Source organism: Alteromonas sp. ABH4_452, assembly GCF_056311825.1.
In genome coordinates, this window is the sequence record NZ_CM149973.1 from 4,135,160 (window position 1) to 4,159,695 (window position 24,536).

General features: G+C 44.7%; 19 protein-coding genes. 5 read left to right on the forward strand and 14 right to left on the reverse strand.

What is annotated here, in order from left to right:
• Positions 1 to 13: 13 nt before the first annotated feature.
• The 6 genes from ACYX4N_RS17740 to phoB all read right to left on the reverse strand — a co-directional run bounded on the left by ACYX4N_RS17740 (position 14) and on the right by phoB (position 10,061).
• Positions 14 to 772 (reverse strand): DUF3450 domain-containing protein, encoded by a 759-nt coding sequence (locus ACYX4N_RS17740; RefSeq protein WP_474806290.1) that lies wholly within the window; start codon positions 770 to 772, stop codon positions 14 to 16.
• Positions 773 to 948: 176 nt separating this feature from the next.
• Positions 949 to 3,597 (reverse strand): TonB-dependent receptor domain-containing protein, encoded by a 2,649-nt coding sequence (locus ACYX4N_RS17745; protein ID WP_476054976.1) that lies wholly within the window; start codon positions 3,595 to 3,597, stop codon positions 949 to 951.
• Between the two features lie 117 nt (positions 3,598 to 3,714).
• On the reverse strand, positions 3,715 to 6,495 hold the full coding sequence (locus ACYX4N_RS17750; protein WP_474808690.1) for a hypothetical protein: 2,781 nt from the start codon (positions 6,493 to 6,495) through the stop codon (positions 3,715 to 3,717).
• 425 nt (positions 6,496 to 6,920) lie between these two features.
• Positions 6,921 to 7,871 (reverse strand): PstS family phosphate ABC transporter substrate-binding protein, encoded by a 951-nt coding sequence (locus ACYX4N_RS17755; RefSeq protein ID WP_476054977.1) that lies wholly within the window; start codon positions 7,869 to 7,871, stop codon positions 6,921 to 6,923.
• Between the two features lie 97 nt (positions 7,872 to 7,968).
• Positions 7,969 to 9,270 (reverse strand): phosphate regulon sensor histidine kinase PhoR, encoded by a 1,302-nt coding sequence (phoR, locus tag ACYX4N_RS17760; protein ID WP_474808694.1) that lies wholly within the window; start codon positions 9,268 to 9,270, stop codon positions 7,969 to 7,971.
• A gap of 101 nt (positions 9,271 to 9,371) precedes the next feature.
• Positions 9,372 to 10,061, reverse strand: coding sequence for a phosphate regulon transcriptional regulator PhoB (phoB, locus tag ACYX4N_RS17765; RefSeq protein ID WP_118490259.1), 690 nt, complete (start codon positions 10,059 to 10,061; stop codon positions 9,372 to 9,374).
• Between the two features lie 266 nt (positions 10,062 to 10,327).
• Here phoB and ACYX4N_RS17770 point away from each other — a divergent pair, with 266 nt between their 5' ends.
• The gene (locus tag ACYX4N_RS17770) at positions 10,328 to 12,058 is read left to right on the forward strand and encodes a sensor histidine kinase (protein ID WP_476054978.1); all 1,731 of its coding nucleotides are present in this window, start codon (positions 10,328 to 10,330) and stop codon (positions 12,056 to 12,058) included.
• Between the two features lie 136 nt (positions 12,059 to 12,194).
• Positions 12,195 to 13,106 carry a recombination-associated protein RdgC gene (rdgC, locus tag ACYX4N_RS17775; RefSeq protein WP_025256534.1) on the forward strand — a complete coding sequence of 304 codons (912 nt, stop codon included), beginning with the start codon at positions 12,195 to 12,197 and terminating at the stop codon, positions 13,104 to 13,106.
• Positions 13,107 to 13,308: 202 nt separating this feature from the next.
• Here the strand turns inward: rdgC and ACYX4N_RS17780 are convergent, their stop codons facing one another.
• Positions 13,309 to 13,878, reverse strand: a complete 570-nt coding sequence (locus ACYX4N_RS17780; protein WP_476054979.1) for a helix-turn-helix domain-containing protein — start codon at positions 13,876 to 13,878, stop codon at positions 13,309 to 13,311.
• Positions 13,879 to 14,064: 186 nt separating this feature from the next.
• On the opposite strand from ACYX4N_RS17780, the gene ACYX4N_RS17785 reads away from it, so the two are divergent.
• Positions 14,065 to 15,255: a benzoate/H(+) symporter BenE family transporter gene (locus ACYX4N_RS17785; protein ID WP_476054980.1), complete on the forward strand. Its 1,191-nt coding sequence runs from the start codon at positions 14,065 to 14,067 to the stop codon at positions 15,253 to 15,255.
• 129 nt (positions 15,256 to 15,384) lie between these two features.
• Here ACYX4N_RS17785 and ACYX4N_RS17790 read toward each other — a convergent pair whose 3' ends face one another.
• Complete coding sequence (locus ACYX4N_RS17790; protein ID WP_474808704.1) at positions 15,385 to 16,221, reverse strand: HDOD domain-containing protein; 837 nt, start codon at positions 16,219 to 16,221, stop codon at positions 15,385 to 15,387.
• A gap of 445 nt (positions 16,222 to 16,666) precedes the next feature.
• Here ACYX4N_RS17790 and ACYX4N_RS17795 point away from each other — a divergent pair, with 445 nt between their 5' ends.
• Entirely contained in the window at positions 16,667 to 18,361 is a 1,695-nt protein-coding gene (locus tag ACYX4N_RS17795) for a dipeptidyl-peptidase 3 family protein (RefSeq protein ID WP_476056469.1), read from the forward strand.
• Between the two features lie 108 nt (positions 18,362 to 18,469).
• Here ACYX4N_RS17795 and ACYX4N_RS17800 read toward each other — a convergent pair whose 3' ends face one another.
• From ACYX4N_RS17800 to folB, 4 genes are all read right to left on the reverse strand, one after another.
• Positions 18,470 to 18,841 (reverse strand): histidine triad nucleotide-binding protein, encoded by a 372-nt coding sequence (locus tag ACYX4N_RS17800; RefSeq protein WP_179982381.1) that lies wholly within the window; start codon positions 18,839 to 18,841, stop codon positions 18,470 to 18,472.
• 120 nt (positions 18,842 to 18,961) lie between these two features.
• Positions 18,962 to 19,762, reverse strand: coding sequence for an undecaprenyl-diphosphate phosphatase (locus ACYX4N_RS17805; RefSeq protein WP_474808706.1), 801 nt, complete (start codon positions 19,760 to 19,762; stop codon positions 18,962 to 18,964).
• Positions 19,763 to 19,770: 8 nt separating this feature from the next.
• Entirely contained in the window at positions 19,771 to 20,265 is a 495-nt protein-coding gene (folK, locus tag ACYX4N_RS17810; protein WP_476054981.1) for a 2-amino-4-hydroxy-6-hydroxymethyldihydropteridine diphosphokinase, read from the reverse strand.
• Positions 20,265 to 20,618 carry a dihydroneopterin aldolase gene (gene folB, locus ACYX4N_RS17815; RefSeq protein ID WP_179982379.1) on the reverse strand — a complete coding sequence of 118 codons (354 nt, stop codon included), beginning with the start codon at positions 20,616 to 20,618 and terminating at the stop codon, positions 20,265 to 20,267. Before folB ends, folK begins: the two co-directional genes overlap by 1 nt.
• A 291-nt stretch (positions 20,619 to 20,909) precedes the next feature.
• Between folB and plsY the strand changes: the two genes are divergently transcribed.
• Positions 20,910 to 21,512 (forward strand): glycerol-3-phosphate 1-O-acyltransferase PlsY, encoded by a 603-nt coding sequence (plsY, locus tag ACYX4N_RS17820; RefSeq protein ID WP_118490269.1) that lies wholly within the window; start codon positions 20,910 to 20,912, stop codon positions 21,510 to 21,512.
• On the opposite strand, the gene ACYX4N_RS17825 is transcribed toward plsY, so the two are convergent.
• Complete coding sequence (locus tag ACYX4N_RS17825) at positions 21,502 to 22,821, reverse strand: alkaline phosphatase family protein (RefSeq protein ID WP_476054983.1); 1,320 nt, start codon at positions 22,819 to 22,821, stop codon at positions 21,502 to 21,504. The two genes, plsY and ACYX4N_RS17825, sit on opposite strands and share 11 nt — an antisense overlap.
• 192 nt (positions 22,822 to 23,013) lie before the next feature.
• On the reverse strand, positions 23,014 to 24,039 hold the full coding sequence (gene tsaD, locus ACYX4N_RS17830) for a tRNA (adenosine(37)-N6)-threonylcarbamoyltransferase complex transferase subunit TsaD (RefSeq protein ID WP_474827815.1): 1,026 nt from the start codon (positions 24,037 to 24,039) through the stop codon (positions 23,014 to 23,016).
• Between the last annotated feature and the right edge of the window lie 497 nt (positions 24,040 to 24,536).

Sequence of the window (24,536 nt, forward strand, 5' to 3'; positions counted from 1 at the left end):
TCTCATCAACCTCTTAGTCTGTAATTGCCACTGGCAGCATTAGCAAGTCTGGTGCAAGTTGCTTCTTCGCCATGCGCAGACCTTTTGTAATTTGTGTACGGTAGCTGCTATCAAGCTCTTCCCACTGACGGGTTTGCTTGTTCCAAACACCCTGCATGCTAGCATCACGTGTTTGATAAATTAGCGCTGTACGACCAAGGCGTAGGAATTCTACGTCACGTTCTTGACCGTTAATTGAATGAATACCGCTATACGCTTCCATGGTGCGGCCGTAATCCATCTCTACTTGATACGCTTCCATAACGCGGCGGAATTTTTCAGATGCAGCAACATCGGCGCGGTCCATCATGGCGCGAAGGTCAGCGACGCGGTTAGCGCGCTCTTCTGGAAGGAAAGGTACGTCTAAAGCAACAAACTGCTCTAGGCCGTCAATCATACGCATCATAAGTGGCGTGATTTGGCGTTCAACAACAGACACTTCGTCAATAGCTGAGTTCAGATCTGCCATTTCTTGTTCTTGGTTATTGATTTGCTTACGAAGCTGAGTGTTATAAACCTCAAGGCCTTCGATTTCTTTCATCAATGTTTTGAACTGTTGAAGTTTGCTGTCAATTTGATCGGTAATACCGTTTATTTTTTCTTGCGATTTTGCCGCTGACTCATTGATTTTCGCTGCCTCATCGACAACGGGTTTTAAGACTTCATCGTCTTGTGCCAGTACCGGTGTCGCTGTAAGCGCACCTGCAACTAACAAAGCATTGATAAGCTTCATACATTCAAACCTTTAAAGTTAAAAGAAATCGGTTGTATCCGACTATAAATTTCTGCGCGTAGGATAGAGTTTTTCTGTGACAGTTTTATTACGAAACTGTCATATTAGAACCGAAAGTGTCATGTTTAACTCATAAAAAAGGCCGCATGTAGCGGCCTTAAGGATAAGTTCAGTTTTTAGAAGTCATATTTAAATGACAATCTAATACCTGTACCTCGTGTCTCAGACCTAAGCAGGGTATCGTTAAATTCAATTTCACGATCTTCGCCTAGAATATTCTGAACACGTAATGTGACAGTGCTATTAAAGTCTGGGTAGTACTTGTATACCATATCCAATGAATGAAATGGTTGCTCGAAGTTATCGTCGAAACCATCAATACCCGGAATTAGAATACGCTCACCGAATACGTTATAGACTAATGATGCAGTGTGTTCACCGTTATCAGAGTCATAACCCAACTGCATGTTAAGTACATACTGAGAGTGGCCGGTCATTCGGCGCTCAACATTAGTAATTGCCGCAGAAACACCAGTTTGCTCAACGATATTCTGACGATCTAATACGATTTCAGAATCACTGACAGTGATGTTACCTGTAGTAAACAAGTTGTCCCAAATACCGTCGCCAATAAAGGCTAAGTCTTGTAGGAATTCAACTTCAACTCCGTAAACCTCGCCAGATTCAGCGTTAGCAATACGAATTAGGGGTGGACCATCCTGAGCCGGAGACTGTACCGATTCAATCGGCGCCTCCATGTCTTTATAGAATAGGCCTACAGACACGTTGTTACCTGCTTCGCGATACCACTCCCAACGTAAATCATAGTTAATGATATCTGTTGTGCTTACACCAGGTGTACCAGCAATCGGGAAGTTAGTTAACGGGTCTAAGTAAGTCGCCGAAGAAACCTCACGAAGATCGGGACGTACAACCGTTTGACCGATACTTGCACGTAGCTGCATATCGTCTTCTAAGAAGTAAGTCACTGCAAGTGCTGGATAAAAACCGTCTTCTTGGAACGCAAGCTGCGAACGATCCGCTTCGTCACTCAAGTCAAACTGGTTTGTGCGCGGGTCTAGCGGCGCCACTACCTGACGGAAGTCTTCATAACGTGCACCACCAGTGAAACGCCACTTGTTGTCATAGAAGAAATCAGCTTCTAGATAGTAAGCATCAATTTTCTGGCCCGCTACATAGTCATCACCGGCAATAGTCGTATCACGAATAATGGGTCGGCTAGACAAAGATAGGGTGTCTAGAACACTGTCGCTGAAAATTTCGCTAAAGTCGTTACCGTCTAGAATTGAACGGTCTTCAACACCAAGTGTATTGATGTCGAAACGACGGTTTTCAGCAGTACGTGTTTTGGTTACAAAGCTTGCACCCACTTTGTACTCAGTTTCCCACTTACCCATTGTCATTGGGTAAGTCACGTTATAACCAAAATTCTCCAAGCGGTCGTGAAGGTCTTGAAACGTATATCGAGCCGCAGTTTGTGCATCTGACAAGAAGATTTCGTTTTCATCATCGAAGATGCCGTCTTGGTTCACGTCTTCCATTACGAAACGCGCATTGAAGTTACCCGGCGCATGACGTACAGAGCGACCCAACGAGTAAGTCCAGTCAATACCCATGAAGTTTAGTTCTGGGATGGTGTGCTGACCTTTAATCTGATTGGTATAAAGCGAGCGTTCTTCGTACTGAACGTCGATATCGCGAATACGCAAACCTTCTGCTTGGTTTAAGTTTTCCGTGTTACCAAACATTTCGCGAATTTCATCGCGAGTGTCGTTTAGTACAATAAGGCTGTAATCAATACGATGTTGACGGTTGTAGTCTACACCTAATGTTAATAGTGAAGACCAAGTCACCGTTTGCTCAGTACCTTGAATATCGTCAAAGAAGCGTACATTGATAATGTCATCGCCCACTAAGTCAGGGTCTTGTAGCTCGTATTCTTCAGAAGAGCGAGTTTGGGCTGAGTAACGTGAAGTTACCAAAAAGCCAAAGCGCCAGTCGTCATCGTAGTCGTAACTGTCACCATAGGTAACGTTAACGCGCATATCTGGGTCAGCAGATTCTCTCTCAAGCCCATATTCTCTGTTAACGCCCTTGAACAACTCTAGCGCTTCCTCGGGCTCTAGGTCGTCTAGGAAATTCTTTGAATCCCAACGCTCTTGGATAGCAGAAGAGGCTGCGCGGGTTCCGTCGTCTTCACCTGTCCAGTCGCGACCGCCACCAGCATAATCCAGGACATCGCCAGAGTTTTCCGTATCGATACCAACCGCAGCTGATACGTTGAAAACACGCTGTGAAGGTATAGATTTCAATCGGATATTTACGTTACCGCCACCGAATGCCGCAGGCATGGAAGGCGAATACGATTTTTGAACCGCAAGGCTTTCTATAATGCTCGACGGGAACAAGTCGAGAGGTATTACGTTACGCGTTGGATCTGGGCTTGGCACGATTGCGCCGTTTAATTGTGTTGATGAGTAACGCTCACCAAGACCACGTACGTAGATGAAACGACCATCTACCAGTGTTAGACCAGTTACACGGCGAAGTGCACCCGCAGCATCACTGTCACCAGTACGAGCAATCTGCTCAGCACCCATGATATCAGCTACGAAGGCTTGATTTTTACGTTCTTCCATTACTGCTGTCGCGGTGCCTTTTAAGCGCGTACCGGTAGCGACAACCTCCTCAATCACTTCGTCTTCATTTGATTGAGCGTTGGCTATAGACGCTGGAAGCAAAATACTTGCTGCAACGGCTAAGCTAATGGGCTTTAGAAGAAACCTGTTAGCAGGTCTGTTCATGATGAACCTCTTTAGAAAGGAATACATTCACGAAAATAATTCGTGTCTTACAAACTTAAAAGCAAGTGCGCCACTTTTGCAACGCACTTGCTTGTTTTTAGCTATGCGAACTGGGTCTTATTCAAGACCAACAGTCCATCCCGCAGTCCAGTCGTTATCAGCGTCTTTAACTGCGCCGATAAAGTCTACTGAAGAGAAGAAGCTGTCTAGCGTCGATACGTCAGTCGCAGCAGTTGCGTCTACTGTGTAGATACCGTTAAGTACTGTCGCAGTATTATCAAGTAGGCTGTTACCTGTTTGTGCGGTGAACCAGTCTTCTTGGCTAAAGTCACCAGAATCTTTGATGTTTTCCGCACATGCTAGTACAGACGTTTCAAAAGTAAGTTGTGGGTCGTTAGTGCCGTCCATGTTAGCAAGTAGCGTAGTGTCGCCATCGCTTAGGTCAGCTTCGAAACATTCACCCATACCCGCTGGGCCAGTAACTACGAAGTTATAAAGCTGTGCATTTGTCTGGTCGCGAAGAAGAACGCCTTCAGAATCAGAGTCAGCAGTATCGAACTCGTTACCAATGATAGTCATGTTAGCAACCATTGGGTTAGAGAACGCAGTACCGTCACCGCCGTCACCGTCGCCTTCAATTGCGCGGTTAGCATCAGAGTTGTCTTCTGCGTGCTTAACAAGAACAAATTGTAGTTTACCTTTGTAACCGTTATCCCAGTCTACAGAGTCATCTTGGATGCCTGTTAGCGTAAGATATTTAACGTTTACTGCGCCACCGAAGAACTCAACACCGTCGTCTGCGTTTTTGTGTACTTGTACATACTCAACAGTAGTACCAGAACCCACACCACCAAACGTAATACCGTTTAGTTCGTTATCTGGGGCGATTTCGAAACCACCGTGCATTACGCGAACGTAGCGAAGCGTACCTGAACTGTCAGTGTTATCTGTACCACCGAACACTGCACCTTCTTGTGCACCTTCAACTTGAAGTGAACAGTCAGTACCGTCTTGAGGGCACTTAGTAGATTCGCCGTTACCTAGAACAATCATGCCGCCCCATTGACCAGCTTCACCCGCTTCAAGACCGCCAACAACGTGGTCACGTGAAGTGAATGTGATTGGGTCTTCAGCAGTACCGTTTGCATTAATTTCTGAGTCACGGCTGATTACTAAGTAGTCGTTACCAGATGCGCCATAAACAGTTACGCCTGGCTCAACAGTAAGCGTTGCGCTGTTTTCTTTGTCGCCACCTACAAATACTGCACCTGAAAGCGCGTAGAAGTTACCTTCTGTAAGCGTTAGGTCAGACGTGATGGTGCCAGACACTTCACACGTAGTGGTTGAACCGTCTACTGGTGTGATAGAAGTAGTACCCGATGGGCAGCCAGAAGCAGATTGTGCTAGTTCGATGTTACCGCCACCGAAGCCAAATGCCCAACCTTGACGCCAGTCATCTTCACCGATAGCACCGATGAATGTGTTTGCTTCAAAGAAAGTATCAAGCAACGTAGATGCGTCGCCACCGGCGGTAAGAAGGTCGCTTTGAGCTGTTAATGTGCCATCTGGGTTAAGACCAAGATTTGCGCGGTCTTCAAAGGCGATTAGCTGGTTGCCTTCTTGACCTGTAAACCACGCTTCTAGGTCAACTGCACCTTCTGGCGTGTTGAACGGCTCAGAACAAGCGATAGCTGAGTAAGTCATGGTTAGGTCACCGTCAGAAAGGTTAGCTTGAACCGTTTCGTCTGTGTCCATTTCTAAACACTCGCCCATTGCTTCTGGACCAGTGATAAGGAAGTTCATTAGGTTTGCGCCAGTTTGGTCGCGAAGTAGTAAACCTTCAGAATCTGCGTCAGCTGTGTCGAAAGTGTTACCGATAACTGTCATGTTAGCGATCATTGGCTTAGAGAATTCTAGACCGTCACCACCGTCGCCGTCACCTTCAATACCGCGGTTTGCGTCAGAGTTGTCAGCAGCGTGCTGAACATAAACATACTGAAGCTTACCTTTATAACCGTTGTCCCAGTCTACTGAGTCATCTTGGTTAGCTGTTAAAACTAGGTGTTTCGCGTTTACCGCACCACCGAAGAATTCTACACCGTCATCCGCGTTGCTGTGTACTTGTACATAGTCAACTTCTGTACCTGAACCAACACCACCAAAAGTAATACCGTTAAGTTCGTTGTCTGGCGCAATTTCAAAACCAGCGTATTTAACAACAACGTACTTAAGGATACCAGAGCTATCTGTATCGTCTGTACCACCGAATACCGCACCTTCTTCTGCACCTTCAACCTGAAGTGCACAGTCAGAGCCGTCTTGCGGGCATTTAGTTGAAGTACCGTTACCAAGGATAACTACACCACCCCATTGGCCTGCTCCAACTTCGTCACCTACAACGTCGTTGAAAGATGTCATGATGATTGGAGAAGATGCTGTGCCTTCTGCTTCAATTTGAGAGTCACGGCTAACTACAAGGTAATCTGCACCAGTGCGACCAAAGATGATTGTACCTTCTTCGATTGCTAGCGTTACGCTGTCTGCTTTGTCGTTACCAATAAATACTGGACCTTCAAGTGCCCACACTGTGTCATTAGTTAGCGTGATAACGCCTTGATCGTCAGCATCATCAGCTGTTAAACGACCAGAAAGAACGCGTACTTCAACCGACTGGCCGAACGCATCAGAAACTTCACCACTTAGGAAAGAGCTTACTTCACCTGGAGCTGTATCATCTGAACCAGTATCGCCACCAGTATCGCCACCAGTGTCGCCACCATTGTTATTAGTTACGCTGTTATCAATATCACCTTCACTGATATTAATATCGCCACCACAGCCAGCTAGCACAAGCGCTGTAGCAATAGCTGAAGCTTTGAAAAGTTGCTTAAGTTCCATGTGTTTCTCCAAGTACGGTATAATTATGGATTTTAAAAACGCGGAAACTTTAACTGAGGTAGATGACACATTTGTTACATTAAGGCGCTGTAACAAAAGTTTCACATAAAAAGTTCAATTTTGAGCTAAAAAATCACACAATTAATGCTTAAAGCTGTATGGGACTTTATTTTTTACTTATTTTCAGATAGTTGCAGAACTCACATTGGCCAAATTGGCTGAGATAAGTCTTTTATTCTTCATTGAAAATTGATCTTTTGTCTAAGATAAACCTGGTATTCATGAAGTTACATTACTGTTTTGTGACAACAATCATGACCACTCAAGGTTATTGGCACATGTGTTTTGGATAGTGCTTATTCAGTGAATAACCATGAAATCGTACGGCAACGCCGAAACGATTTCATCACATAAATTTGGCTTATTTATTCACCAAGTAATCGACGCTGGCGCACCAATACATCTTCACGAATAGGGAAATAGCCATCTCTTAACACCTGCTGCTGCCCTTCCTGTGACAAGATATAGCGCAAAAACTCCCGTTCTAAAGTAGGTAAAGGCTCGCCGGGCTTTTTATTTATCACTAAATAAAGAAAACGGGCAAAGGGGTAGGTTTCGTTGCGCACAGTGTCAATAGAAAGAGGGATTAAGCTATCTAGCGATTCACCTAGTGGCAGAGCGCGAACCCCGGCGGTTTTGTAACCGTAAGCGGCATAGCCAATAGCGCCAGTTCCACTAGCAACAGATAACACCACTGATGCAGAGCCAGGTTGTTCATTAACCGTATTTTTAAAGTCCCCATCACACAGCGCCATCACTTTAAACAAGCCATAAGTACCCGATACTGAATTTCGACCGTACAGCCTGATAGGAGAACGGTAGCCTATATCGTCAACGCCGAGCTGAGACCAATTGGTAATGGCGGTATTGCTGCCACAAAACTGGGTTTCAGAGAACACCGCGTCAACTTGCTCGAGGGTCATACCCGGCAGCGGATTGCGCCTATCTACAAAAATGGCGATAGCGTCCATTGCTACTTTTAATACCGTAGGTGGGTAACCGTGAACTCGCGTGAAGTCGCGTATTTCACTGGGTTTTAATTCCCGGCTCATGGGGCCTATGGTGGCAGTACCTTCAATAAGTGCCGGCGGAGCGGTAGATGAACCAGATGCCTGAATTTGAAAGCCGACCTGAGGGTAGAGAGTTTTGAATTCCTGTGACCAAAAGGTCATCAAGTTTGCCAGTGTATCTGAGCCCACTGAGGATATTTTCCCTGCAACACCGGGCTTGCGTTCATAGGCGGGCACTTGATAAGTGCTTGGAACAGAAGAAGAGCTTTGCATAAGCTGAGTGCTGGCGAGTAATTTAAGTGGCATCAACAGGCTCATTACCAACAATAAGCTCATGAAACTATGGCATAGCCCATTCACTATGTTATGACGTTTGCTCACCAAGGTTTACTGCCTCTTAAGATTACAGCTGCTCTGCAATTAACTCGTTATCCAACACGAAGGAGAAGTTACTGCCCTCGCCCAACGTACTGGTTATCTCTAATCGAGAATTATGATGACTTAGCACGTGTTTTACAATGGACAACCCCAAGCCTGAACCACCGGTTTTACGGGAACGGGCTTTATCCACACGGTAAAAGCGTTCTGTTAAGCGATTAAGATGGTTCTGTTCAATGCCCTCACCGTTGTCTACAACAGAAAACTGCGCGCCACTCGTACCGCGGCGCCAATATACGTTTATCTCGCCACCAGCGGGGGTGTAATGAACGGCATTAAACACCAAATTAGAACAGGCACTGCGTAGTTCGGTTTCCACACCAAAGACATATAGCTCTTTGTCAATATGGAAGTTTATCGTGTGATTTTTTTCTTTATTCAGCGCTTGAGCTTCTCGTTCCACTTGCGCGAGGACCACGGGTATATTAACGGTATTTTCATAAATACGTTCCGAACTTGCTTCAATGCGCGATAGCACTAATAAGTCTTCAATTAAGTTTTGCATACGCTGGGTTTGCGATGTCATTTCTTTCATCGCTTTATGCATAAACGGGTCTGACGCTTCATCAACCGGAAGAATTTCTAAGTACCCATTTATAACCGTGAGCGGCGTGCGAAGCTCGTGAGATACGTTCGCCACAAAGTCTTTACGCATTTCTTCAAGCTGAGATACACGCGTTATATCACGAGCAATCAGCAGAAGGTGCTCGTCGCCATAGGGCATTATCCGATATTCGAAAGTTTTATTGGGGTTCGTTGGCGACGGTACTTCAATAGGGTATTTGTAATTACCAGCATGAAAGTACTGAATAAATTCAGGGTGGCGTAATAAGTTGTCTATGCGCCGGCCTGAGTCTTGAGGCCATTTCAACCCAAGATCTAAACGGGCAAGACGATTACACCAGATAATACATGCCTTTGAGTCAACCACTACCGCTGCATCTGGTAAGGCTTCAGACCCCTCTCTAAAGCGTTTTACTAACTCGCCAAGCTCTTTACGCTTGTTGCGATTTCGACGCTGAAGGTAATAGATACCTTCATAAATATGCTCCCATACACCTCGCACGGTAGGAGGAGACATTTTGCGACTATGCCACAGCCAGCGATTCAGCTTATAAAGGTGCCAATAGTTAAACAGCAGTAACAAAGTCGCACCTATGGCGACAGCGAATAACATATCATCCAGGTACCACCCGACCAGCGCAAAAACCACAAGGAATAGCACTAAGCGCAATGTACTTCTCAACCAAGAGAAAGGGTAATACATGAAATAGCTCGCGTTGTTGAAAGTGGAAATAGGCGCACGCTAAGGTGGCGCATAGAAGTGAAAGGAATGGCGTCATACCAATCCCTAAACACTACATCTTACTAAAGCTTAGTAGAAAAACGATAACCCGCACCGCGTACGGTTTGGATCATAGCATCATGTCCGTGGCGAGAGATAGCTTTGCGCAAGCGTCGGATGTGTACATCTACTGTTCTGTCTTCCACGTATACATTGGTGCCCCACACGTTATCAAGTAGCAGTTCTCGGCTGTATACTCGCTCTGGATGAGTCATGAAAAAGTGCAATAGCTTGAACTCTGTGGGCCCCATATCTAATGGCTCTTCATTGGCCATAACGCGATGCGATACAGGTTCAAGTTTAAGTCCGTTAAACTCAATGGGCTCTTCGTTTGATGTAGGCGTGACTCTGCGCATTACCGCTTTAATTCTTGCCACTAGTTCCTTTGGCGAGAAGGGTTTAGTCACGTAATCGTCAGCACCTGCATCTAGGCCGCGAATTTTATCTTCTTCTTCACCACGGGCCGTAAGCATGATAACGGGAATGTCACGAGTAAACTCGTGTTGCTTTAAACTTTTAGCCAGTTGTACACCGCTTCCACCCGGTAGCATCCAATCCAGTAGAATCAAATCTGGGTAAGGCTCGCAAATTTTTTCTTGCGCGATGTCGAAATCTTCGGCTTCAATAATATTAAAACCAGATTGCTCAAGTACGAACTTAAGCATCTCACGGATAGGCGCTTCGTCCTCAACCACCAACACTGTACGAGACATCGTAATATTCCTGCTCATTTATAAACGCCGTTATTATTAATGTGGTCTGTGACAGTTTTATTAAAACGATTACATTAATGTGTCAAGTTTAATACGGTTTTAAAACACGCTTCGTCCAAAGTTTATACATACAATCTTGTTTATTCATACAATTGCGCATATTCTTGAATTGTCAAAAATATCTACATGTATGTAATTCAAAATGGTGCTTTCACCACAAGTGGGAGAATCATGCAAAGTCCGAAGTAACAGGGGTGTGTTTTTCTATGGCTGCGGTCAAGACAGGGTTATCAAGGAAGCTCTTAGCAAGGGTATTATCGGTATACTTTGCGCTCACACTTATTGTGACAGTAGGACAAATTTTCACAGAATATCTCAGCACCAAAAATCATGTTGAAAGCGAGCTTCAAACGTTAAAAAACACCTTTTCTTCTAGTCTTACTCGCGCGCTATGGGAGCTTAACAACGACCAAGTCCGAGCCATTGCTGAAGGCTTAATGTCACTACCTATTGTAGAAGGTCTGCAAGTTCGTGGTGAAAATGGTAACTACATTGCCGAGTACGGCATTCGGGTCCAGCGCTCTCCCGCGCCTGTCGACCAAGAGCTGATAGAGGATCATCCCGGAGGCGTTTTTAGCTATAGCTTTCCACTGGTTTTCAAATTCTCTGGCCGTGAGTCTACCGTCGGCGATGTTACTTTATACTCAAGCTTCGACACTATATTTAGCCGTATTGAAGTAGGTGTTTTCTTTCTTATCGGCAACGCGATAGTGAAGACAACCTTCCTTGTTTTCTTATTTATGACAGCCTTTCGCACCATGCTCTCTGAACCCTTACAGTCCATCACTGAGCAAATGGGCAATTTCAACCCTCAGCACCCGGAAGAGAGTAAGTTCAACATCAAGCTGGATGATGATAACGAGCTATTGCAGCTTAAAGAATCGTACAACAATGTTATTGATGACCTTATCGCTTCAAATAATAAGTTGAATAATGCGCAAAGCGAGCTAACGCTTGCCAATAAAAAGTTAGATGATCAAAACCTCATTTTAGAACAGGAAGTGGCTAAGAAAACCGCGTCTTTGTCGCAAATCATGCTTGATTTAGAGCAGCAGAAAGACGAGCTTATCGCCCACCAGCGAGAGCTACGGCAGGAAAATGAAAATCGCCAATATATAGAAGCAGAGCTTCGCAAACGCAATCAAGAACTAGCCAGTTCTATGGATACCCTTCACCAAGCACAAGAGCAGTTAGTAGAATCCGAACGCATGGCGTCGCTTGGCGGCCTTGTTGCCGGTATTGCACACGACGTAAACACCCCGTTAGGGGTGAGCGTCACCGCAGCCAGTTTTCTGCAAGAGCGACTAAACAACCTGAAGACTGATTTTGAAGATAAAAGCCTAACCAGTAAAAATATGGCAAGCTTTATTGACGAAGCCGAGCAAACTGCACTTTTACTTTTGAGTAATTTAGAGCGCGCCTCAGATCTTATCGCCAGCTTTAAGCAAGTAGCTGTTGATCAAACCAGTGAAACCGAACGCGAGTTTGTATTAGGCGAATACATCAACGAGATCATCCAGTCCCTAAAGCCGAGTTTCAAGCAAACCGAACATCAAATTAACGTAATCTGCCCTGACAATTTAGTAGTAACCTGTGCCCCCGGCGCTATTGCACAGATTGTTACAAATATGGTCGTTAACTCGCTTATGCACGGCTTTGAAGGCAAAAACGCAGGCACGGTAACCCTCGATGTAAAAGAAGAAGGTGATAATGTTGTTCTTTACTATAAGGATGACGGCAGGGGCTTAAGTGAAGAAGAATTAAGTCAATTGTTTGATGCTTTCTTTACTACTAAACGAGGCCAAGGTGGCAGCGGTTTGGGCACACATATTATGTATAATCTAGTTACGCAGTCCCTGCATGGCCATATTGAAGCTGACAGTACACTCGGCAACGGCTTACAGTACATCATTCGTTTTCCCAAAAAGAGTGTGTAAGCCTTTTTACTATTTTCAATTTGGGGCGCGCACTACAAGCGCCCTTTTATGTATTTAACAACCCTTTATTCAATTGCACCGCAAGTCTTACGTTGATACGCTTGCGCCCTATTTTTATTAAGAGAATGCTTACACTATGTGGTTTAAAAATGTAAAAGCCTATCAAATTACTCAGCCGTTATCGCTAGACGAGGGTGATTTAGAGCGAGTCTTAAACGAACATGCTTTTCGCCCGTGCGGCAGCCAAGATTTGGCAACCATGGGGTTTGCCTCTCCGTTTTCTCAGGCTGGTAAGCAAGGTACCATGTTTCATGTTGTTCAACAGCGTTTTTGGATAACGCTAAAGAAACAAGAAAAGATTTTGCCCGGTGCTGTGGTCAATGCCGAGCTTGACGAGATGGTAGCTAAAATTGAAATGGAAACCGGTTCGCCAGTTGGCAAAAAAGCCAAAGCTGACCTTAAGCAAGAAATTCAGACACGCTTGCTGCCACAGGCCTTTACGAAAAACACCTACACCCACGGTTTTATTTCCCTTGCCGACAACTTGGTAGTGGTTGATGCGTCGTCTGACGGCAAAGCCGAAGCCTTTTTGGCCATGGTAAGAAAGGCCATAGGTTCACTTCCAGTAGTGCCGTTTACGCGTAGAAGCCTTCAAAGCGAACTTACGCATTGGGTTACCGAGTCAACACCGGAAGGTGTAGGGCTACTTGAAGAAGCTGAGCTTAAATCTACCGACGACACGGGCAGTGTTATTCGCTGTAAGAACCAGCCGCTTGATAGCGAAGAAATCAGTATTCACCTAGATGCCGGTAAGCTGGTTCAAAAAGTCGCGTTTGAATATGCAGAAACCCTAACGGCTATTATGTGTGAAGATGGCGCCATTAAGCGTATTAAGTTCACCGACCGCATTAAAGAAGAAACTGACGACGTACCAAAGGATCAGGTAGAAGCTCGCCTTGATGCAGAGTTTGCGCTAATGTCAGCAGAGATTTGTACGCTGCTGAACTTCCTTCGCGGTGCGCTTAATCTTAACGACGATAGTTTATAAGCGAACGGTAAGTAAATAATAAGCAAATGATAAAGGTAGCCTAGCGCTATCGAAAAGCCTAATTACCTAAGGGTCGTTAGGCTTTTTATTAGGGCCTGTTAATTAAGTTGCATGTTTGAACTGGCAACCGTCTCGAAGCGCAAATACTTCCTAGCTTTTTTAGCCCTTTTCCTAGCCTTTGCAAGAAAGTTGTCCAACCGCTTTAGGTGTAAGTTGGATAGTGAATTACCACAATAAAGCTCGTCTCTCCGGCTTCGTCTCGATAACCGTGGGGCTGGTCTGCACGCAATATACATTGCTCCTGAGCCTGATAGGTTTTCCACTGTCCATCTTGCAAAACCCCTAACTCTCCTTGTAGTACGTGAATATGTTCGGTGACACCAATTTGGTGGGCCGAGGAGTGCTGCTCATGCAAGTCTGTTAAGCATAGTTCGAACATTTCAAACTGGGTAGCTGAGTTAAACGGAAATAGCGTTTTTATGGTTACGTTTGGGTCGTTGGCGAACTTGTTATCGGCGTGTTGAAACGAAGGTGCTGTTTCATCACCAGATAAGAAAGAAGAAAATGAACACGCAAGACCTGTGGCTATTTTCCACAGGGTAGCGATGGTTGGGCTAGACTCACCTCGTTCTATTTGCCCAAGCATAGCTTTCGATACCCCCGTCAACTTCGCTGTTTTATCAAGCGAAAGCCCCCTTGCTTTGCGAACAGACTGCAGGTGCTGTGCAATACTTCTTGAAATAGCAGAAGGCTGCCCATTTGCTTTTGTCATGTAATGAAGGCCTTTTATTTTGTCGCTGATGTTAATAAAGCAGTTGTGCGCTATAACGCACAAATGTTAAGTTACCCATTGTACGTTATAGCGCACGAAAAGGTAGAGTAGCACATTCGAAAGACGCTAAAAGCGTATTTTTATCGCTCAATCGTTTCCAATCGAAATTCCATCACGAGGGTTTTCATGAATAAATGGAAGTTAAGTCATATCAGCGCAGGGCTTACCGCCGTTACGGTAGGTTATAGTAGTTCTGTTGTCATTATAATTGATGTAGCGCGCAAAGCCGGCGCTAGCGATGACATGGTAATAAGTTGGTTATTCGCGCTTGGTCTAGGAATGGGCATTACCTGTATTCTGTTTTCGTGGCTATCCAAACTGCCCGTTGTTACCGCTTGGTCTACCCCTGGTGCGGCTTTTTTGTTAACCAGTATCGGCGACTATAGTTTAAGTGAAGCCATTGGTGCATTTGTAATATGCGCAGTGCTTTCACTGATAACAGCGCAAAGTCGGACTTTACTTAAACAAATTAGTCGCATTCCTCCGGCCATTTCATCTGCACTTTTAGCCGGTATTCTTCTGCCTATATGCCTTGCTATATTTACCGATGTTAATGAAGCGCCGCACCTAGTCGCGTTATTTATTTCCGCTTACCTAATAGGAAGCCGACTATTCCCCCGCTATCTGATGCTGTTGTTGCTGGTTATGTCGGTGGGCATTAGTTTGTTTGTCGGTAGTGCCAGCGGTGTTGTTGCTCTACCAAGTACCTCATCAGGACTGCCATCAATAATTACTCTGCCCGAGCCGATTTGGGTAACGCCCACTTTCTCTCTCAGCACCGCCATTGGCTTAGCCTTTCCTCTTTTTCTTATCACCACGCTTTCTCAAAACTTGCCCGGCATAGCTATTCATCACGCCCACGGCTATGCGCCCGACCATAAGCCTATCTTATCAGGCATTGCCGTTATACAAGGTCTATTAGCACCGTTTGGTGGCTTTACTTTTAACCTAGCCGCTATCACAGCAGCACTGTGTATGGGTGAGCAGGCGGATAGTGAAAAATCACAGCGCTATAGAGCTGCCATAGCGGCCGGCGTAGCGTATTTGTTTATGGGACTTTTAGCGTCTGTGGTCGTTGCGTTATTTGTTAGCATGCCCAGTATCATTATTCATCTACTTGCAGGGCTCGCACTTTTAGCTACGCTTCAAGGGGCGGTGGTTCGCGCGATGGAAGTAGAGCATCACAGAGCCCCAGCACTGCTCACCATGCTGTGTACGGCGTCAGGCTTTAGCTTATTTTCTATGACTTCAGCGGTGTGGGGATTGGGTCTAGGTTTACTATTGCTGTTTGTTCAAAAGAAACCTGCTAACGCATAGTGTTGCTTATTATGCGCTGTACGTGTAGCTAACCTATATAACAAAAAGGCCGATACGTTTTGAGGTTTCACTTCTGTATCGGCCTAACACTACGGTGTAGATCTGAGGGGTAGCTTAAAAGCTTAACTGCTATAAGAAAATTTGCTTCGCGGCACTTGTGAGCTCTTCGAACTCATCAGAGTGAAGCTCGCCCATATCTTCGACCACACCACGCTGAATAGCTAAGTTTAGCATTGCGTCTTTTTGACTACCTGCCGCTCCCGAGACTGCCGCACCTACGCGAACAAAGTCAATATAGCTTAGCTCATCAGGAAGATAGCTTAAGTCTTTCCAGTTTTTCGCTACATTTACGAAGCTTTCACCAAAGCCCCATTCTCTCATTATGCTTGCACCAATGCGCCCCGCTAGTTTATCGATTGCCACTTCAAGGAAAGAAGGGTTTGCAAAAACTTCAGGGTGGCGCTCAGCTTCGGTCAAAATAGGCAGTACACCAATATTATGTACCAATGCAGCTAAAGTCATAGTATCCATGCTCATTTCCCGCTTTTTAGTGCGGGCTATATAAAGCTGTAATACCGCCATTGCACTGGCAACTATGTTTACCGTATTCGCCCATTCCTGTTGCAAATAACGAGCAACTACATCATTTTTAGATACAAACAGCTGCTCCATTGCTAGTGCGGTAGAGATATTCTTAATTTGTCGCAAACCAATACGGGTTACCGCCTGACTGATAGAGGTTACTTTAACACTGCGCCCCATATAAGCACTGTTTGCAATTTTGATCATTCTTGCACTAAGTGATGGGTCTTGTCCGATTACCTCGCCCATAGCATTAAGGTTAATGTCAGGGTCATCTGCTGCTTTACGGACTTTTAATGCGATAGCAGGAAGTGTAGGAAGGACCAGTGTGTCGTTGTTTATCTTTTCAACCAAGATGGTTGAAAGCGCGTTCTGTGTAGACATATTTCTACCCTTAGAAAGTTCCAAATTGCCTTGATAAGGCGATAGTTTGCGTTACCCGTTATCCACATAGCTAACATCAATCCTGATGCGCCAAATAAATCGAGTATTTGTGCGTTGCATTCCCTGCGCTTATTCACATAGGCCTCTATGTTTCACGCTAAAATACAAACCGTTTATTGTTTTATTATGGTATTTCTATCACCATACTATAGTAGCTCTTTAGTTTCGACCAACTAAAAAAGACAGGCTTAGTGCGAATGTTTAACGACCGCAGAAGCACAAGAGCTTAATCAAAGTATAGACAACAAGCAGCAAACCACTATTGATATTAAGCAAATAATTTTCATACTTTTGTATAAAATCAAAAGCATAGCTATAGTGAGTTACGCAAACACCTCCCCACATACTTAAATCAATACGGGAAAACGACACGGTAAACCTTATGATTAAAAAAACGACTTCAACTTATTCGCCTATTGCTGCTGCAGTAGCAGGGCTATTTATGCTGACCGCCTGCAGCAAAAGTGCCGATACAACGCAAACTCAAACGGCAAAGCCTGAAACCGATACAGCGCAAACCTTACTTGTAGACGAGTCCCGCTTGTCTATTTATCACGGTGTAGACCTTACCAGCGATTTATCACACCTTAGTGACAACCAGCATAAAATGCTTTCGCTTTTAATCGATGCGTCGAAAATTATGGATGACCTGTTTTGGAAGCAGGCATTTTTTGAAGATAAAGATGCTTTTCTTTCCTCGATAAGCGACAAAAAGATACGTCACTTTGCAGCGATTAACTATGGTCCTTGGGATCGCCTAAATGGCGACACGCCATTTATTAGCGGCTATGAAGATAAAGCCCTAGGCGCTGAGTTTTATCCTCACGACATGGAAAAGGAAGAATTTGCTACGGCTGAGTTTGCCGACAAGCAAGGCTTGTATTCTATAGTGAAGCGCGATGAAGCAGGTAACCTTTATTCAGTGCCTTACTCTGAAGCCTTTAAGAGTGAGTTAATGAAAGCATCTGACCTACTAAAAAAAGCGTCAGAGCTAGCTGAAGATGAAAGCTTCAAGCAATACTTGCAACTGCGTTCTGAGGCATTGCTGTCTAACGATTATCTTGCCTCTGATATGGCCTGGATGGATATGAAGACTAACCCAGTAGAGCTGGTTATTGGCCCTATTGAAAGCTATGAAGACCAGCTATACGGCTACCGCGCTGCCTTTGAAGCCTACGTGCTTATTAAAGATTTAGCATGGAGTGAAAAGCTGGCGAAGTACGCGGCTTTCTTACCTGAGCTACAGCAAGGCCTTCCTGTTGCCGACGCTTACAAAGCTGAGATGCCAGGTTCTGATGCAGACCTTAATGCTTATGACGTTATCTATTACGCAGGCCACTCTAATGCTGGTAGCAAAACCATTGCGATTAACCTGCCCAATGACGAGCGCGTTCAGTTAGAAAAGGGAACCCGCCGTCTTCAGCTTAAAAACGCAATGCGCGCAAAGTTCGATACTATTTTGGTACCTATTGCAGATACGCTAATTGTGCCTGAGCAACGTGAGCACATTACGTTTGACGCCTTTTTCGCCAACACCATGTTTCACGAAGTGGCTCACGGCCTTGGTATTAAAAACACCCTAGACGGTTCGGGTACCGTGCGCGGTGCACTTAAAGAACATGCCTCAGCCCTTGAAGAAGGTAAAGCGGATATTCTAGGTTTGTACATGGTACAAAGTCTTCTTGAAAAAGGTGAAATTACCGAAGGTACGCTAGAAGATTATTACGTTACCTTTATGGCCGGAATTTTCCGTTCTGTGCGTTTTGGAGCAAGCTCTGCTCACGGCAAAGCGAACATGATTCGTTTTAACTTTTTTGCACAGCAAGGTGCGTTTGAGAAAACAGAAGACGGCATGTATCGCGTAAATATGCAAAAGATGGGCGCCGCGGTAGAAGCACTTTCTGAATTGATCCTTACCCTTCAAGGTGACGGCGATTATGACGGTGTCGCAAAACTTGTAGAAACTATGGGTGTGATTAAGCCTGACCTTGCGTCAGATTTAGCGCGCTTAGAAGCAGCTAGCATCCCGGTTGATATTCACTTTAATCAAGGTAAGAAAGTGCTGGGGCTTGCTGAGTAAGCCATTAGGTTTTACTTTTTAATATCATTTAGCTCATTTATCTAGAGCGTAAATAAAAATGCCGCCCTTTGAATAAAAGGCGGCATTTTTTATCTTTAAGCGAAAACGTTACTCTACGTGTTGCTTCATATTTTCAGTATACGGAGGCCAGCCTAGCGGTTTACCTGCCAATACATGAAGGTGAATGTGATATACGGTTTGCCCACCGTATTCGTTACAATTCATGACAGTACGATAGCCTTGGTCGGCAAAGCCTTGCTCCTTGGCAATTTTTGCGGCCACATATGACAAGTGCCCCACTACTTCGCGGTCTTCTTCAGCAATATCGTTTACCGTGGCAATTTGCTTTTTCGGAATAACCAGAAAATGAGTCGGAGCCTGAGGGTTTATATCTTTAAACGCCAGCGCCAGTTCGTCTTCGTACAAAATCTCTGCTGGAATTTCCTTGCTGATAATTTTATCAAAAATTGTTTCTGCCATGTCTCACATTCCTTTTTAATCAGGTGTTTAACTATTGCGTTAGCGATCGATGATGGTTCTCTCACCAACGCAATTACGAAGTCTTAACTACAGTGTTTTTACTCGGCTCGATGCCTTGTTTTATGCAAAAACAAACCATAGAAGTATTACGCCTAACGCTAAGCGATAGATAACAAAAGGCAGCATGCCTATACGGGATATCCAGCTTAGGAATAAATAAATACAAAGGTAGGCACTTACGAATGAAAATGCTGCACCATACAGCAATGCATACCAGTCGACGGCTTCATTTGCTTTAAGTAAATCTAAGGTGGCTAGCAACCCTGCACCTAAGATGACAGGTATAGACAGTAAGAAAGAAAAGCGCGCACAGGCTTCGCGTTTTAATCCTAGCATCAAGCCAGCGGTCATCGTTATACCCGAACGAGACGTCCCAGGAATCAACGCTAACACTTGGGCTAAGCCGATATAAATGGCTTGTTTTAGCGTTAGGCCTTCAAGTTCTTGTTCCCGCTTTGCTGTCGAGTCGGCATACCATAAAAGCAAACCGAAAATGATGGTGGTACCTGCGATCACCAATGCTGTACGTGCATTGTCTTCTATCCAGCTTTTCATCAAAAAGCCAATGATGACCGCAGGAATAGTCGCCACAATAACGTACCACGCCAGTTTACTGTCGGTAGATTGCTGCTTGCTGAAGCCTTGAGTCACCCATGCTACTGTCATCTGCCCTATTTCTTGACGAAAATAGATCATAACTGCAAGAAGACTTCCCACATGTACTGCTACGTCAAACGCCAAACCTTGGCTTACCCAACCGAAAAGCTCAGCGGGTAGCAGCAAGTGCCCAGAGCTACTGATTGGAAGAAATTCAGTAACGCCCTGAATAATTGCTAAAATAATGATTTCGAAAAGTGTCATTCCTTTGCTTAACTCCAAGTAAAGTCAATTGGCCATAATTGCTGTTTCTGTTTATCAAAGTTTTGCCACATTTTGGCATAGGTTTCTTGCGTTTCAGGGTGAATGTCGTCGGGAACAAGTTCAGCTAACGGCCAAAGCACAAACGCGTTGTAACAAATCTCTTCGCGAGGCAAAACCACAGGGGATGTGGTTACCCTACTATCATAGGTAAGCAAGTCGAGATCAAGGGTTCTAGCGCAGAATTTTTTGTCGGTATGCACTCTTCCATTGTCTTTCTCAATTGCCTTTAGTATTGCACACACCTCTTCAACATTTTTTGATGTTGTCGCCCGTGCGGCAGCATTATAAAAAGGGCTACCGTTGAAGCCTACAGCTTCGCTTTCATAAACGGAAGACACTGAAACATCTGAGAAGTGTTGTTTTAGGGCAACCAAAGACTGCCTAGTATAATGCTCGCGTTCAATGTTAGAACCAATGCTGATTAGAATGGTATGTTCAGGCATTAGTTGCGCTCTTTTCGCATTTCAACGGCAACAGTTTGCGCATTAGGAAGAATATTAGGTTTAACGATTTTAAGCGTTATTGTTGAAACCGAGAAGTGAGCAAGTACGGTATCCATAACCTTGCTTCCGAAAGCCTCAAGTAGTTCGAACGTACTCTCTTTACCTACTTCCACGATGCACTCGGCTACTTTGGCATAATCTACCGTATCAGCAACATCATCACTTTGCATCGCCGCGCTTAAGTCAACATCAAGTGTTACATCGAGAAGTAGCTGGGTGGTTCTTACTCGCTCCCAATCATAAACACCAATCAGGGTGTCTACTTCAAGCCCTGTTATATAAATTTTTCCCATGGAATTTTTTCATCTTGTCTGTTATCAAACCAGTTTATTGCCTTACTTTCCGGCTTCAATACTGGTCTTACTACTGCGCTTTCAACCACATATTGCTGGTAAACGGTGGTATATCGCGTTTGGATGGAGTAGCTTTACGCTTGTGTGGCACAACTATACCGCTGTATGACAACTGGGGGCAACCAAGGTTTTGTAATTTAATGGGACACAAGCCTTTAACCTCTTACAAGAGAAGTAAAACCCGACAGAAGGTAGTGCTTCTAAAACGCTTTTGATAATTAGAATGAAAAAATGATTTCGCTAACGCTTTTAATGGCTGCTGTTGCCTACCTCTTCGGTTCACTATCAAGTGCAGTGGTTATAAGCCAATTATTTGGTTTACCCGACCCAAGGACCGCTGGCTCTAAAAACCCAGGAGCAACCAATGTGTACCGCTTAGGTGGTCGTATTCCTGCGCTACTTGTACTTGTTATGGATATACTAAAAGGCACTATTCCCGTTTACGGCAGCTACTTTTTGGGTATAGAGCCAATAATGCTGGGCATAATTGCTATCTTTGCCTGTTTAGGCCATATATTTCCGCTTTATTTCGGTTTCAAAGGCGGTAAAGCCGTCGCTACCGCTTTTGGTGCCATGCTGCCTATCGGGCTCGATTTAGCAGGGCTGCTTGTTCTAAGCTGGGTAGTAGTGGTTTTTCTTACCGGCTATTCTTCGCTAGGTGCGCTCGTTGCAGTGTCGCTAGCGCCACTTTTCACATTTTTAATCAAACCTTTGTACACTGTGCCGGTAGCTATGCTCTCGCTGCTTATTATTTTACGTCATAAAGACAACATTGCCCGCCTGTTAGCAGGCAATGAAAGTAAGGTGTGGGATAAAGGCAAAGTTAAAGAGTAAGTGCCTGCTGTAGTACATCCAGCTTTCCGTCTATAGGCGTAACAGGCGAAATACCCAATATTTTAGCCAGCGCTGGATAAACTTCTAGGTTGCTAAATGTAGGAATAGTGGTGTTCGTTTTAAACGCCGGCCCCACTGCAACAAAGGTCGCTCCCATATCGGGTACCGTATTTACGTAGCCATGGCCACCTTTACTCACATGCGTACTGTTAGCGTTTTTGAAACGGGCCGGTGGCGCAATTTCCAAAATAATATCGCCCGTTCTGTTTCCCACTTCCATGTGCCGCTGAGCGCGCTGGGTATCATTAAGCACAATGAAGCGGTTTTCAGCTACTTGTGTAAGACGTTCTATCTCGTCGGTTATTTGTTTATCAGACACACCTTCTCTGGCATACAAGTGTACTTGGGCCCCTTCATTTTCAATAATGAAGCTATCAGGAATGGATAAAGACTCAACCTCTATAAGCTGGCTTTCATCAATAGGCGTCATGCCGTGGTCAGACACCACTACCAGATTTACTGGTAAGTCTAATGCATTAATACGCTTATAAAGTTGACCGATAAGCGCATCCACTTCCTGCACCGCATCATTGGTTTTATCGGCAAAAGGGCCTTCATCGTGTCCTACCGAATCGGTAAGCGAAAAATAGCTCGCGATAAAACGAGGGCGCGATACCTCGGGCAATTTTAGCCAGTTGATGATCTGATCAATACGCATCTGGTAGTCAGCATATTTTGAATAATGATAGAAATAAGTCGGAGAAGCACCCGATATGCGTGCGTCAGACTCTGGCCAGAAAAAGGTAGCAGCCTTCATCCCATGGTATTCCACTAAATTCCATAGCGGTGTTGCCGTGATCCAGGTGCTATCCATTTTGCCATAACCTAACTGATATTTTGCATAACCGTCTTTTGTAGGGCGTGATTTATCATAAAAGCGGTTATTCACAATACCGTGGTGTTTAGGAAGCAGCCCTGTGATCAACGAAATATGGTTGGGAAAGGTATTCGACGGATAAACAGGGGTCATTGATGACGCCCTTACGCCTTGCTTTGCAATGGTGCCAAGGTTCTCGGCGTTGTGTAACTCGATATAGTCGTGGCGAAAACCGTCAAGAGAAATTAACACGACATACTGGTCTTGCTGACTCCGTCGCTTTGTCTCTTTTGCTGATTCATTTGAAGGATTTTTACTTGAGGCAAGTGCATTAGGCGTGGCGAGCGCTGCAAAGAAAATCAAAATAAATAACGACAGCGCTAAAAATAATAGCGATGCATTTTGTTTTGTACCGTCTGTTGCTAAGCGCATATTTTTTACGTCCTTTCTTCAATATTTGCCGTGGTAAAACAAAAGGCAATGGGACGCGCTCCCATTGCCTTTACTTTTTGTTTGTCTATTTTGCCCGCTTGTTATGCTTGATATCTGCCTTTTGCACATCTTATGCATACGTTGATAAGCAGTATCAATTTCACAACATCATTTAAAACCCAGTCGGCGTTTTTAAATTGCTGATAAGGTATCAAGAGGCCATCGCGGTTTGGCTTGTGACGATAACGCCAAGGTTTCGCCTGCTTTTAGACGCTGCATTCCCGCATAGGCAATCATGGCACCATTATCAGTACAATACGCTAAGCTAGGGTAAAACACCTCACCTTTTAGCTCTTGCATCAGGGCTTTCATCTCACTGCGCAGCATTGTATTTGCACTTACGCCGCCAGCAATAACCAAACGCTTCATACCCGTCTGCTTCAATGCTCGCTTACATTTAATGATAAGCGTATCCACTACGGCTTCTTGAAACGCGTAGGCAATATTCGCTTTAATTTGCTCTGCATCATCACCGGTTAGGTCAGCATCGCGGATGGTGTTCGCTGCAAAGGTTTTAAGACCGCTAAAGCTGAAATCTAGCCCTGGTCTGTCGGTCATCGGGCGAGGAAACTTATAATGCCCCGCTTCTCCCTTTTCGGCCAATTTTGCTAAGAGAGGGCCGCCAGGATAATCAAGACCAAGTAACTTGGCGGTTTTATCAAAGGCTTCACCAGCGGCATCATCGATAGACTCGCCGAGTACTTCATACTGGCCAATGCCTTCTACTTTAACCAACATCGAGTGACCGCCCGACACTAATAGCGCAACAAAAGGAAATTCAGGTGCGTCCTCTTCAAGCATAGGCGCTAACAGGTGCCCCTCCATATGATGAACACCCACCGCAGGTACGTTCCACGCATAGGCCAATGAACGCCCTACTGACGAACCCACTAATAACGCCCCTACTAAACCTGGGCCTTGAGTAAAGGCAACGCCGTCGATATCTGATGGCTGGGTATTCGCATCTTCCATGGCTTTTTCAATTAAAGGAATGATCTTTCTTACGTGATCCCGTGAAGCAAGCTCGGGCACCACACCGCCATAATCAGCGTGTAGCTTTACTTGGCTGTATAGTTCGTGTGACAACAAGCCTTTTTCATCGTCATAAACGGCGATGCCAGTTTCGTCACAAGATGTTTCTATTCCTAAAATACGCATGGGGAGCAACCCTTTTACTACTAACTTCAATGCCTAGTTTCTGAATTTGCTGTCATCTTTTTATCACAACAAGTGTCCACACAATTGTTGTGAGTCAAGATAACTAAGCGAATACCAAAAACTGAGAAAATAATTCTGGCGATCTGTGGCGATCATCTTTATGATCCCGCCGCGATCATAACACTACCCTAGTCAGGATCGTTTGCTTTCTACTTTTGATCACAAAAATATATCAGAAGAAACATGAGCAAAAAGCATTCTGAAAAGGGCGCTTATACAAGCCGCGTTAAACAACACGGTGCTTAACGAGCGCAGAGTTTACCTTTTATCCTGCATTCATGGAATGCCAGTGAACAGGTAAATGAACGGTAAATGCACAATATTGGCTATTTTTTGGCAATTCATCCTTTACTTTCTCTGTAGATATGATTAGAATTTCGCACCATTTTTAACCCGGGTGGCCTTTTTAGCGCACAATTTTACCCGGATTTACACAG